The organism is Rhizobium sp. 768_B6_N1_8 (genome assembly GCF_051811225.1).
Taxonomy (GTDB): domain Bacteria; phylum Pseudomonadota; class Alphaproteobacteria; order Rhizobiales; family Rhizobiaceae; genus Rhizobium.
This window is the reverse complement of record NZ_JBPWPV010000003.1, coordinates 252,205-264,672: the sequence shown is the minus strand read 5'-3', so window position 1 is coordinate 264,672 and position 12,468 is coordinate 252,205. Positions and strand designations below refer to the sequence as shown.

The window sequence follows — 12,468 nt, the reverse complement described above, 5'->3', positions numbered from 1 at the left end:
GCTGGAGATACCGCCGTCAGGGCAACAGGCACAGAACATACCCGATGTTACACGCGCACGCCGCCGTCACCGTGTAGGTTGGGGTCGCTGATTATCGTTCTTTGATACTCGAGACCCAGCGAGCGACCTCAGTTGTCCGACCAAACCATTTAGAAGGGATTTGTCGATGACCAAAGCACCCCAGCGAGCCTTGCACCCTGCCGTGGCGGCGGCGTCCTCGGCAGCACTCGGCTTGATGATCATCTTGGGATGTGGATCCGTTGCACGTGCCGACGACGCAGACGCCAAGAAGCTCGTTAAAACCATGTCCGACTATCTGGCCGCAGAAAAGGCGATCTCATTTTCGTATGACACCAACCTGGAGGTCGTCACCAGCGACCATCAGAAGTTTCTGCTAGCAAGTTCCGGCAAGATTGAAATGGGCCGGCCGGATAAACTCCGGGTTACCCGGTTTGGTGGGTTCGCCAACGTTGAGTTCACATTCGACGGCAAGACGCTCTGGCTGCTTGGCAAGGACGCCAACCTCTATGCCCAGGCAGAGGTTCCAGGCACGATCGATCACCTGATCGATGAATTGCGGGACAAGCTCCAAAGACCCGTTCCGGGTGCCGATCTTCTGCTCCCGGATGCCTATGAGGAACTGATGCGCGACGTGGTCGACGTCAAGGACCTCGGCAGTGGTGTGATCGGCGGCGTCGAATGCGACCACCTTGCATTCCGCACCAAGGAGGTCGACTGGCAGATATGGATCGCTCAGGGCGATCATCCCTATCCGTGTCGCTATGTCATCACCGCAAGTCAGGTGGATCAGGGCCCGCAATACAGCATCCAGATCAGTGACTGGAAGACAGGTATCGATGTCGTTGCCGACGATTTCGGCTTCAAAAACACCACGAATGCAAAGAAAGTCGACCTGACGAAGCTTGCCGATATTGATGAGCTTCCTGATCACTTTGCCATGGGAGGCACCAAATGACCGTCGCAAGAAAACTGAAACTCCTGCTGTTCGCTGCAGCGATCGCCATGTCTGGCCTCGAACTCGGAAACGGGCTTGCGATTCCGGGACTGAATGGCGTCTTCACGCCAGCAGAGGCCAGGGTCGGCCGCCCGCTGACGCCTGTGAGCGTGGCTGGAGCTGCGCGCCGCACGGTCCGGCGCTGCGCCGTCGGCGTCTATAACTGCTAAAAAACAGGCCCGGCGAACGCATTCGACAAGTGGGAAGCAAAAGCAACTCGGGGAATAGGGTCGATAGTTGCCGGCTATGTTCAGTGGATTCTGCGGTGCGCATTGATCATCGCCCTGTCTGGGTGCGGCGGACATCCGAAGAATGTGATGACGCCCTCCTTAATATCCGCGTTTACCTTGGCGACCTCGATTGAAAAAACGTCGACGACGCATGGGGCGACGTCCCCGTCATCCAGATCCTTGAGATAAGCGTAGCGGCCGACCGGCTTTGCAAACGGAATCGCGAATGCCTGCCTCTTCCCAGGTTTCGATCGCAGCAGCCTCGTATGGTTTCTTTCGCGTCATCGGCCACCCCTTCGGAATGAACAATCTGCCGCTGTCGCGCGAAGTGATGACCAGTATCTCGATCGCGCCTTCAGTCCGCCGAAAACAGAGAGCACCGTATTGTTGTCGGAACGCGGCCGTGAACAGCTTGTCCGGCAAAGTCGCGAGCTTTTGAAGCAAGGTTACAGTCGCGGAGGCTGCCCGGACGTCCTGCCAGACAAGCCGCATCAGGTCGCCGGCGGGTACAACCTCCCCGGCGCGGTCTGTCAAACAGATGAGAATGTCTAACGCTCGTCCCCCAAGGGGAACCGGTACTCCGTCCTTGGTAAGCAAGCGCTGCGAGGCCACGAGGCAATATGGCCCAAAGCGGATTTGACTGTCGTCTGCCCGCTTTACCACAGTCATCAAACTGCTCCGCTACGCGCCAACGAGATTGTTTGCATTCTAGTCCTCAAGCCGAGATTAACCAGCATGCTGTTCTTACCAAAGGTCGATGGCGGCAAAAACCCTCGCCGGCTCACTGGACAGGCCCGTTCTTTGAAAGGATCTGTCGGGCCGCGACGAGGTCAGATGTATCGAACCCTTCCTTGAATTTGGCGTAGACGCGACCGAGCAATTCCTTGGCGTTGCTTTCTCTTCCCATGCATCGCCATAGCCTGGCAAGCGATATGGCCGACCTCAACTCCCAACTGTTGGCAGACTGCCGAACGGACTCCTCCATCGACAGCACCAAAAAAGCTTCGGCCTGCACGAGATCCGGGTCCGGCTGGGCGAGCAGGATCTCTGCTCTTGTCCGATAGATGTCGGGAAGCCAAACGATTTCGCCGATCGCACCGGCAAGCCGGTGGGCTTCCTCAGCAATGGTCTGGGCTTCCGCGAAACGACCGAGATCAGCCAGACCCTTCGCGAGGAAACAGGATACCGACGAGGAAACGATGTTGTAGTTCTCTGCTTTCAACGCCTCAAGAGAGGCTCGCAGCAACACTATTCCTTGCTCGCTCCGCCCAGTCTCCACCATGATCTGGCCGTTTAGGGCAGCCCCGAGTGTCTTGAACGCCTGAAGCGAATATTTATCCGCCTGCGCCAGAAGTATCTCAACGGCGGCAGATGCTTCGTCGAAGTTACCGCACCAACAGAAAACCGGGATGGAATAGGTCAGGGCCACACAATAGGACACATGATGGCTGTATCTGGAAATTTCCCTGATCGTCTGTCGAGCGACCTGCAGGGACTGGTCTGGGTACCCGACGAGCCACAGCGACCGGGCCAGCATGAAGCGCCCGCGCGCTTCCGTGAGCAGGTCGAGTTGAATTGGTGCGGCCTGTGCAGCCAGTTTAAAACCATGCCGGCAGTGCCTGAGAGCGCCCGCTTGGTCGCCCGCCTGATGACACGCCACTCCGAGCATGAGCTCGGCGGCTATCTCGTCCTCTACAACTCCGATTTTCTGGGCGATGACGGCCGCTCGGTTGGCCGCATCGACCGCCGCGCCCGCGTCTCCCCGTCTTGTAAAGAAGATGTTCAGGTCGGTCAAAAGATTCAACTGCCGCCGGTTGTCGCCCAACCGCTCCGCGAGGTTTAGAGCCGTCTCGATCAGGAACTTCGTTTCGTCGCGGTTACCCAGTGTGTACATCGCCGATCGGGCAAGTGCTTCGGACAGGCGCAAGTCCAGTGGCGTGCCCTTTGCATTCGGTTCGATGATAGCGAGTGCCCGCGAACACCACCTTTGACACTCGCCGTACTGCGAGAGGTCCATCAACAGAACCGCGGCGCTGGCGGAAAGATCAACGGCTATAAGTGCGTCCCCACTATCGGAAAAGCACCATGCAAGCGCTTTTCTGATGTTTCCCAAATGTGGGATGAAGGACGACATGGTCCTGGCATCGTGGATCGCACTTTCGACGGAAAGCGACTTCAGGAAATGCCTGAAATAGTTTGCGTGTCTGTGTGAAATGACGTTGACGTCCTCCCGCGACGCAAGTTTGCTTCCCGCGTAAGAGCGAGTGGTGTCGAGCAACCTGTAAAACAGGTAGCCACCGATGGGCGACACGAAAATCAGCGACTTCTCGACCAGCGAGGTGATTACGAGGCTGGTCTGACCAACGGTCCATCCATCCTCGGCTGCTACTCCGTGCGCTGCCTCAACGCTGAACGGACCCGCGAAGACAGACAACCTGAACAGCATCGTCCTCTCGACATCGGAGAGGAGGTTGATGCTCCAGTCAAGCATCGCCTGCAAGGTCTGATGCCTGGGCAATGCGCTACGCCGACCCCGCAGATGAAGTTCGGCACCGTTTGCCAGAAGCTCGGCCGTCCCGCCGATACCAAAGGTGCCAACACGGCTTGCCACAAGCTCAACTGCAAGCGCGATGCCGTCCAAACGGCGGCACATGTCGGAGACTTTCAACACCTCGTCATCCGTTAGCTCGCTGTCGTGGCCACTCGCACTGGCACGTTCCAGGAACAATTGAACCGCAGGAAAACGAACGACTTCTTGTCTGGAGAGGTTTCCTTCCGGCGGAACCTCGAGCGGCCCCAGCAAAAAGATCGTCTCGCCGTCGGCCCGCAGGGCTTCCCGGGAGGTGGCGAGTACATAGACCATCGGCGCATAGGCGTGTATGCGGTCGGCGATCTGCGCGACCGCGACAATCAAGTGCTCGCAACTGTCGAGTACGACCAGGCAATTCTTGGAGGCCACGAACGCGAGGATCGCCGGTTCGGCGTTCGGTCCCTGAACGGCGCACCCGAGAGACGACGCTATCGCGCTCGGCACGTCCGCCTCCTCGGCAACCGAACTGAGATCGACAAAGAAGACGTGATCCTCCCCATATTCTTGCCTCATTTGGTCGGCGACAGCGACCGCAACACTGGACTTCCCGATCCCACCGGCACCTACAATGCTCACGAAGCGCCGCTCCTTGAGACGCTGCCTGACGCTGGTGACGGTCTCTTCTCGTCCGATGAGGGTTTCCAGAGGCGCGGGAAGTTCATGGCGCGTGCCCGGCCGCGATGATGCAACCGGCAACGGGATCGCAACCCTTGCCATTCGGATGAGAGGGGCTACGAAGCAGTAGCCTTGTCCTGCAACGTTGACGATATACCTGTTGCCGCCCTCTCCGTCCGCTAGAGCCCTTCGCAAGATCGAAAGCTGCGTGCGCAAATTGGCCTCTTCGACGACTACGCCCCTCCAGACGAGCTTCATGAGTTCGTGGCGGCTGACAACCTCACCGGCCCGCTCGATCAAACTAATCAAGATGTCCAAGGCGCGAGAACCGAGCCGAATGTCTTCGGCGTTCCTTGTCAGGATTCTCTCATGGATGTTCAGCTCGAACGGCCCGAAACGTACGATGCCGCCCTGGTCGGAGTTCATCACTTCGCGCAAACCCTATGCATCGATTTACAACTATTAACATAGCACGACTCTCAGAAGTGGCGGAGTCGCGCGATGGTGTTCAAAAATCAAAGCGTTTCCGCCAAGAGACGCCAAAACGAGGTATGACATGCCGAGAACAGTTGTTGACGGAGCATCCGTTGAACGGAGTGAGAAGAGTGTTTTCGGCTTTGAATGAGGAAGACAGCCATGATTGAGGAGGTCTCTCCAGCAACGGGGTACCCGCATCGGTCAGCAACCGCCATCAAACCGTCGCACAGTTAGCCCGATGTTCAAACCATCCGAAATCGCGGAGGAACTGCCTGCGCTGGCCATAATCTTGGACCACGAAGGGCAGGCGATCTACTTGAACAGGCACTGGGCACGCGTTACGGGCGAGCACGGTTCCTCCCTGCTCGGCGACCGCTGGAAGTCGTTCCTGCACACAGCTGAGGTTTCCGTTCTCGCGGGCTTGCCCTCCGGTGATGATGACCAAGCGGTCGTACGCGTGCGTACTGTGAAAGGCGAATTTCGTTCTCATCTCTTCAGAGCGTCAAATGTCCACCAGGGTCGCCTCCTTGTCGGAATGGAGGCTCATAGCGTTATCGTATCGAAAATCGCCGGCGAGGAAACGGCCGCCGATTTTGAGCGGACACTCGACCAGGTACCCGCGATGATTTGGCGCGCGAGGCCTGACGGCTTCCTCGACTACGCCAACAAACGATGGCTTGATTTCTGCGGCCTGACCCTCGCTGAGGCCATCGGTTGGGGTTGGCGCGACGGGGTGCATCCCGACGACCGGGAGGGCATAGAGACCTACTGGCGGCGGATGCTCGTCAGCGGCACCGAGGGAAGCTACGAAGCCCGCGTCGGCAATGACAAGATCGGATACCGCTGGTGCCTCAGCATCGGAACGCCTCGATACGACGAGAACGGCGCTATCTCCGCCTGGTACGGAGCGATTTTCGACATCGAGGAGAGAAAGGCGGCAGAGACGTCGCTGCAACTGAGCGAGGCCTATCTCGCGAAGGGGCAGGTACTCAGCAAGATCGGCACCTTCGGCTTCGAGATTTCCACTGAAAGGTTGTTCTGGTCTGACGAAACCTACCGGATACTCGAGTATCACCCGCAAACCCGACCGTCGCTGTCCCTCCTGGTATCGCGTATTCACGAAGACGACCTTTCTGAGTTCGAGCAGTTCCGCGCGGAACTACGCGAGCGCAGGGCGAAGATCGAAGCGACTTTCCGTCTTTCGTTCGATGACGGCAGGATCAAGCATATCCGGGTGCTCGGACAGCTCACCTCCGCCGGGGGAGCCGCCTACACCGCCGTGATCATGGACGTCACCGCCGAGGTCCAGAGCGCCGAGCGCCTCAAGCAGAGCGAGGCGGAGATCGCTCATGTCGCCCGCGTCGCGATGGCCGGAGAACTCACGGCCTCGATCGCGCACGAGGTTAACCAACCTCTCGGCGCTCTGGTCGCCAGCGGCGGAGCGCTGCTACGCTGGATCGAACGCGATGAGCCGGATGTCGAAAAGGCTAAGGCGAACGCCAGACGGATGGTCGGCTATGCCCGACGGGCAAGTGACATCATCGCGCGTGTCCGAACGCTTTTCGAAAAGGGCGGATCGACGTTCGGTAAGGTAGACTGCGTCGAACTCCTATCAGGGGCGCTGTCCTATGTCGAAGCTCCGGCCCGTCGAAGCAAGGTCGAGGTTGATATCGACCTCGCGCACGATTTGCCCAACATCAACGGCGATCCCGTTCAGCTTCAGCAGGTCATCATCAATCTGATAATGAATGCAATACAGGCGCTTTCCCACGACGATTTCAGCAGCCGGATCGTCCGCGTGTCGGCGCGCCTTGACGACGATGAGGTCGTCATTTCGTGCAGCGACAACGGACCCGGCTTTTCCGGCGATGGCGAAGCATTCTTCAAGCCCTTTTACACGACGAAGGAACACGGAATGGGAATGGGTCTCGCCATCTGCAGATCAATCGTCGAGGCGCACAACGGGAAGATAACCGCCAGCCAGAACCCGGCGGGCGGCGCGACTTTCTTTGTCCACCTGCCGATCGTTTCCTCACACTAGGAAAGAAGACTTTCATGGACGCCATACACGGCGAACGTCAGCGCGACAGGCGCACGGTACGGACGGTCAGGACGGATGACGGGCTACCGAACCTCACGCCCTGGCGATGCAAGGCCCTCCGGCAGCAAACACGGCGCAACAATCCTCGAACAACGTTTTGCCGGCGGCTACGCGGCGTGCTTCGAGAACGCAGTCTTACGGGCAGCCCGCGAGGGCGGACACCATCTTTCGGACGACGGTGTTAAAGCCCTCTCCTGGGAGTTTGTATTCCGGCCAGGACGTATAGATCTCCGGAGTAAACATTATGTATAAAATAGATAATATTAAAGCTATGCCAACCTGTACAAGGGTATATACTGGCGAATACAATTGTATTATATCGGTATATTCTTAGAGATTTATATTTAATGCGTCATCTAGGAAGGATGACAATCATCGTATACTTGTGCAACCAAGTGACGTGCGTAGTTACACTTGCGCGTCCATCGAGAGGAATTCAGAAATGAACCGTCTTGCCCACATTGCTATAATCGTCGCCGTTTCAACCATCGGCTTCAGTGGTGTCAGCCACGCCGACAGCCTTACAATGAACGGCGATCCGGAGATCGAGAAAACCTTGCTCACCTACAGCAAGCCTTTCTCGATCATGTATCTCGAAGACTACGACAACTCGAAGTTCGACAATACTTCCGGCACCGACGCCGAAGCTCCGCGCAGCACCGGCGGCATTGAGCATATCCAGGCTTCGATTGCCGCAAACAAGGGGCTCGTCGAACGCCTCCAGAAGCGCGGCGTCCACGTGAGGGATATCGTCAACGCTGAACAGGCGGCCGACGGCAGCATCATGTTCACCGTAAACTGATTTCGACGAATGGCCCGGACGCCAGCACCCGCCCGGGCCATTGTCTTTGATAGGCACGCGCGCAGCTTTGCTCGGCAATTTCTGCAAAGCGCTCCCCGCCGAGCGGTATCTTACACTCGGCGGCCGTTCTCTTTCATAAAAGGCGCCTCGCGATGGATCAGCACACCATTGTTAATTCCGACACCTTGTTTCGCCCTATAAATCTCAACGGTCTCACCTTAAAGAACAGGATTGTCATGGCCCCCATGACGCGCAAGTTCAGTCCGGGTGGCGTTCCGGGTGCCAATGTCGCCGAATACTATCGGCGTCGAGCGGAGGGCGGTGTCGGCCTGATTATCACCGAAGGGACGACGATTGGCCGATTGGCGGCTTCGAATGATGCGGGCATTCCTAATTTTCATGCGCAAGAGAGCCTTGAAGGCTGGGCCCGCGTCGTCTCAGCGGTCCACGCGGCAGGTGGCCGCATTGCACCGCAACTCTGGCATCAGGGCCTTACGCGCAAGCCGGGCACCGGTCCCAACCCGGAAGCACTGTCTGAAGGTCCAACAGGAACTGCTCCGGACACCAGGACGATGAACGATTCTGATATCGCAGATACGATTGATGCTTTTGCGAGCGCTGCTGCCGCTGCCCGTCAGATCGGCTTCGATGCAGTGGAACTTCACGGTGCGCACGGCTATCTGATCGACCAATTTCTTTGGGCAAGCACAAACAAGCGGAAGGACGCCTATGGCGGCGATGCTGTTGAACGGACGCGCTTTGCCGTGGAGGTGGTACGGGGCGTTCGCGCGGCCATAGGGCCGGACTTCCCTTTGATCTTTCGGTATTCGCAATGGAAGATACAGGATTATTCAGCGCGGCTCGCCGAAACGCCGCAGGCGTTGGAGGCGCTTCTTGCTCCCATAGCCGCAGCGGGTATCGACGTGTTCCACGCCTCGACGCGCCGCTTTTACGAGCCGGAATTTCCCGGGTCCGATCTCAACCTCGCGAGTTGGACCAGCAAACTGACTGGGCTCAAAACGATTAGCGTCGGTTCTGTCAGTCTCGCAGGCGAAGACTTCTCCGCGCAATTGCTGGGAAAATCCCAGTTCGCGCCGGTCTCCGGTCTGGAGGAACTCATTCGCCGTATGAACGCCAATGAGTTTGACCTGATTGCAGTCGGTCGTGCGTTGATCGCAAACGCGGACTGGGCAACTCTCGTACGCAGCAACGGACAGAATTGTCTGAACCCCTTCGACAAGAAAATGCTGTCCACGCTCGACTGACGCGGACGCGAAAAATTTCACCACTCGATCCGAAGCAAGGAATACGATCATGAAAACCTATCTCATAAACCATCTTCGCATCCCCAACGATATTCCCAACGAGGCTGGCTTGTCCTACCTGGATCAAGTTGAAGCCACCGTCGCCCCTTTCGGCGGCAGGTGGCTGGCGCAGGGGGCGGCTGAAGTGGTCGAAGGCACATGGCCGGGTTCGGTCGTTCTGATGGAATTTCCAAGCCGAGAGGCCGCGACGTCTTGGTACCGGTCAGAAGAATATCAGGCTATACTTCCGCTGCGGAAGAGCAATGCAATTTCAGACATCATTCTAATCGATGAGATGCCCGAAGATTTTACGATCAAGGGCTTCGTCGCCGGCATTCGTGAAGCGCAGCGGACGGGCTGACTCATTTAGTTCCAGGTCGGTCGATCCGAGGGACAGAAGTCGATCTTATAAGTGTCACCGTTGAGGATGATTGGACATCGATCGTCGGTCAAAGCTCAGGTGGTTTCGATGATGTCCGAGAGGTGGTGTAGCTCGTTCGATCGTCGAGCTTTCCGGTCACGGCCGGGAGCAGGTCAACTTGCGGTGGGCAAGTTGATGAGCGGATCATCGAGGAAAGCTATGTGAACCGCACCGGGTTTGCCGGAGGCCGTTTCGTTTGAGCTATGCGACCATGACTGCTTCGTCTAGCATGGCGTGGTACCGCTATTCGGCTTCGGCTGGCGGTATATTCCCGATGGGCTCCAGAAGTCGTCGGTGGTTGAACATGGGGTAATCGCGGTGTGATCCCCCTGTGACAACCAATGTTCATTGCGGGGTGGTTGCTCCCCGATAAGACAACTTCGCTGTCGTTCTCATCTGCCATTGAAGATCCGGACAACTTCAAACGATCTCGCTCCGTGGGTGCCTGGCTTGGGTTGACAACGAGACGGTATCAATCCGGAGAGATCGATTACGACGGGCATATCTCTCGCCGCGGAGAGAGCCACTTGCGAAGCCTTCTGTACGAGGCGGCAATGGTGATGCTCACGCGACCAAATCCCGAAATGACAGCTGCCTCAAAGATTGGGGCTCAAGCTTCGAGAGCGTCTTGGCATCAAGCGTGCAGCCGTTGCAGTGGCGCGTAAGTTGGCCGTCATCATGCACAGCATGCTAAGCTGTGGCACCCTTCGCGATGGACAAACCGATTTGGTACCGGACCTTTGAATCCGATCGCTTCAGTCAATGTCGAACAAGTCCCGGAACCTGCTAGGCTGCGATCGCAGATATTGCCGTGGAGCGCGCACCTTTGCACCCAGTTGGACGGCCGCGTGCCAAGGCCAGTTCGGTTCGAAGAGAATGGTTCTAGCGAGGGCAATCAAGTCGGCATCGCCGGTGCCAACGATGGCCTCTGCCTGTTGGATCCCGGAAATGAGACCAACCGCGACCACCGGGATGTCTACCGCCGTTTTCACGGCCCGAGCAAAGGGCACTTGATAGCTCGGGCCGGTCGCGATGCGTTGATCCGGGTGCAAGCCGCCGCTGCTGACGTGGATCGCGTCGCAACCGCGTTTTTCGAGCTCCTCGGCGAAGAACAGCGTCTGCTCAAGGTCCCAGCCACCTTCAACCCAATCCGTAGCAGAGACTCGAACCGAGACAGCTCTGTCCGGCGGCATTGCTAGCCTGACCGCGTCGAACACTTCCAGTGGGAATCGGGTTCGGGCGACCAGAGAGCCCCCATATATGTCAGTCCGGTGATTTGAGAGGGGCGATAGGAATTGATGCAGAAGGTACCCATGGGCAGCATGCAGTTGGACGAGATCGAGGCCTAGTTTCGCCGCGCGTTTTGCGGCCGCCACAAATGCGTCACGCACTCGGGCGAGGCCCTGCTTGTCTAGCGCTGCAGGCGGAATAATGTCGGCCATGAAGGGGATCGCAGAGGGTGCTTTCGTCTGCCACCCCAGACCATGGGTTGGAGCGAATTGCCCTCCGCCTAGCCAAGGCACTTCGGTTGACGCTTTCCGACCCGCATGGCTCAATTGAATTCCGATCGGCATATCCGACCAGCGGCGAATACTCTCAAGTGTCAAGCTCATTGCTGCATAGGTCTGCTCGTTCCAGAGGCCGACATCGGCATATGTGATGCGACCTTCGGGAAGGACGGCCGTCGCCTCAATGATAAGCAATGCCGCGCCGGAGAGGGCGAGCTTTCCGAGATGGATGAGATGCCAGTCATTCATACAGCCCTCTTCGGCGGAATACTGGCACATCGGAGCGATGACGATCCGATTTCTCAACAATAGGTTACGTATCGCGAGTGGCTCGAAAAGCGCTGCATTGGCCATTGCTCTAATCTCCACGCTTCTATTCGCACCATTCGCATTTAAACGCATGTCAAGACATCCCGCCGCTTACGACGACTTTGAGCCTACTTGCCGGAAACTTCTGTTGAGACGAGCCGCCGCAAAAGCAACCAATGGCGCGACGCCGAAGACATAGGCCATATCGCGTTCGTCGCTGCAGGGATTGCGACACCAAGATCGGCCAGGAATGGGTTCATGGTCCCATGCTGGCAGACGCGGAGGCCCCAACGCAGAAGCTGCCGAGTGGGAACGCGAACCGCGTGAAGCCGCTCCTGCCACGATCGACGGCATTGCTCCAGTACAGCTCCACAATCGCACACCGAGTTTAATAGGCTTTGGCGAACATGATCACTCCTTTCGGTGCGATAATCGCGCTCCAGTTCCGGGACGGTGGACGGTCGGATCAGGCTCCTTTGCTATGCGACATCAACCGCGGTCACCGTCAACGGCAGCCTGTCGGCAAGATCGCCGACGCGTGCGAGGTAGTTCTGAAAGTGCGGGCTGGCCTTATGGGCCGCGACCGATTTTTGGTCCCGATAGAGTTCATCAAGCAAGAAGCGGGCGGGGTTTTCACTGTCCTGCCAGAGATCGTAGCGAACATTTCCTTCCGCTGACCGCGAGAGCGAGACCATCTCCCGAAGCAGGTCTGCCAGCTCCAGTGTGCGCCCCTCTTTCGCAGTGAGAACGCCATAAACCTTGACGGTTGACATAATCAATTCCTTCCATCCGCACTCGTATGGCCAGCCGTCGTCCGATTCAGGCCCACAATTTGTGCGTAAGGATAAAGAAGCACCACGAGGATGGCGCGCAAAATGCTGTCAAATTCAGTGAAATCAGCGACCTAATCCGGGCGTCGAGCGCTTATGGTTGCTTGATGAACAGTAGAAGATGAATAATCGGCGGACCCGTGTCGCCGCAGACATCGGGAACGGTCAGCCGATCACAACCTCAAATGCCAACCGTTTGAATTAACACGGACGGAATGTGAGGTTGGCTGTCCCTGCACTGCGCCTTCCGTGTCGTATATAGATAG

Annotated in this window: 9 protein-coding genes and 2 pseudogenes; 7 read left to right on the top strand and 4 right to left on the bottom strand. The window is 57.6% G+C overall.

All coding sequences use genetic code 11. The features are described from left to right. Positions 1-166: 166 nt before the first annotated feature. Together AB8B33_RS35815 and AB8B33_RS35810 are read left to right on the top strand one after the other, a co-directional pair. Positions 167-976: a DUF2092 domain-containing protein gene (locus AB8B33_RS35815; protein ID WP_439019116.1), complete on the top strand. Its 810-nt coding sequence runs from the start codon at positions 167-169 to the stop codon at positions 974-976. Then, positions 973-1,185: a hypothetical protein gene (locus tag AB8B33_RS35810; protein WP_439019115.1), complete on the top strand. Its 213-nt coding sequence runs from the start codon at positions 973-975 to the stop codon at positions 1,183-1,185. Before AB8B33_RS35815 ends, AB8B33_RS35810 begins: the two co-directional genes overlap by 4 nt. Before the next feature lie 155 nt (positions 1,186-1,340). On the opposite strand, the pseudogene AB8B33_RS35805 reads toward AB8B33_RS35810, so the two are convergent. Together AB8B33_RS35805 and AB8B33_RS35800 are read right to left on the bottom strand one after the other, a co-directional pair. Beyond that, positions 1,341-1,737: pseudogene (locus AB8B33_RS35805) on the bottom strand (NUDIX hydrolase); the annotation flags it as partial. 289 nt (positions 1,738-2,026) lie between these two features. Beyond that, positions 2,027-4,876, bottom strand: a complete 2,850-nt coding sequence (locus tag AB8B33_RS35800; RefSeq protein WP_439019114.1) for an ATP-binding protein — start codon at positions 4,874-4,876, stop codon at positions 2,027-2,029. Positions 4,877-5,165: 289 nt separating this feature from the next. On the opposite strand from AB8B33_RS35800, the gene AB8B33_RS35795 reads away from it, so the two are divergent. From AB8B33_RS35795 to AB8B33_RS35775, 5 genes and pseudogenes are all read left to right on the top strand, one after another. Continuing rightward, a complete protein-coding gene (locus tag AB8B33_RS35795) occupies positions 5,166-6,968 on the top strand; it encodes a PAS domain-containing sensor histidine kinase (RefSeq protein ID WP_439019113.1) in 1,803 nt (600 codons plus the stop codon). Between the two features lie 502 nt (positions 6,969-7,470). After that, on the top strand, positions 7,471-7,830 hold the full coding sequence (locus AB8B33_RS35790) for a hypothetical protein (protein ID WP_439019112.1): 360 nt from the start codon (positions 7,471-7,473) through the stop codon (positions 7,828-7,830). 152 nt (positions 7,831-7,982) lie between these two features. Next, positions 7,983-9,095: an NADH:flavin oxidoreductase gene (locus AB8B33_RS35785; protein WP_439019111.1), complete on the top strand. Its 1,113-nt coding sequence runs from the start codon at positions 7,983-7,985 to the stop codon at positions 9,093-9,095. Positions 9,096-9,144: 49 nt separating this feature from the next. After that, entirely contained in the window at positions 9,145-9,495 is a 351-nt protein-coding gene (locus tag AB8B33_RS35780; protein ID WP_439019110.1) for a DUF1330 domain-containing protein, read from the top strand. A gap of 449 nt (positions 9,496-9,944) precedes the next feature. Further along, positions 9,945-10,299, top strand: a pseudogene (locus tag AB8B33_RS35775) (transposase); the annotation flags it as partial. Positions 10,300-10,310: 11 nt separating this feature from the next. On the opposite strand, the gene AB8B33_RS35770 reads toward AB8B33_RS35775, so the two are convergent. Next, on the bottom strand, positions 10,311-11,417 hold the full coding sequence (locus AB8B33_RS35770) for an NADH:flavin oxidoreductase/NADH oxidase (RefSeq protein WP_439019109.1): 1,107 nt from the start codon (positions 11,415-11,417) through the stop codon (positions 10,311-10,313). 434 nt (positions 11,418-11,851) lie between these two features. Next, positions 11,852-12,145, bottom strand: coding sequence for a putative quinol monooxygenase (locus tag AB8B33_RS35765; protein WP_439019108.1), 294 nt, complete (start codon positions 12,143-12,145; stop codon positions 11,852-11,854). Positions 12,146-12,468: the final 323 nt, after the last annotated feature.

Excerpts from the sequence above, each read along its gene's own strand:
- AB8B33_RS35815 (WP_439019116.1), top strand. The coding sequence starts at position 167 with ATGACCAAAGCACCCCAGCGAGCCTTGCACCCTGCCGTGGCGGCGGCG.
- AB8B33_RS35810 (WP_439019115.1), top strand. The coding sequence starts at position 973 with ATGACCGTCGCAAGAAAACTGAAACTCCTGCTGTTCGCTGCAGCGATC.
- AB8B33_RS35800 (WP_439019114.1), bottom strand. The coding sequence starts at position 4,876 with ATGAACTCCGACCAGGGCGGCATCGTACGTTTCGGGCCGTTCGAGCTG.
- AB8B33_RS35795 (WP_439019113.1), top strand. The coding sequence starts at position 5,166 with ATGTTCAAACCATCCGAAATCGCGGAGGAACTGCCTGCGCTGGCCATA.
- AB8B33_RS35790 (WP_439019112.1), top strand. The coding sequence starts at position 7,471 with ATGAACCGTCTTGCCCACATTGCTATAATCGTCGCCGTTTCAACCATC.
- AB8B33_RS35785 (WP_439019111.1), top strand. The coding sequence starts at position 7,983 with ATGGATCAGCACACCATTGTTAATTCCGACACCTTGTTTCGCCCTATA.
- AB8B33_RS35780 (WP_439019110.1), top strand. The coding sequence starts at position 9,145 with ATGAAAACCTATCTCATAAACCATCTTCGCATCCCCAACGATATTCCC.
- AB8B33_RS35770 (WP_439019109.1), bottom strand. The coding sequence starts at position 11,417 with ATGGCCAATGCAGCGCTTTTCGAGCCACTCGCGATACGTAACCTATTG.
- AB8B33_RS35765 (WP_439019108.1), bottom strand. The coding sequence starts at position 12,145 with ATGTCAACCGTCAAGGTTTATGGCGTTCTCACTGCGAAAGAGGGGCGC.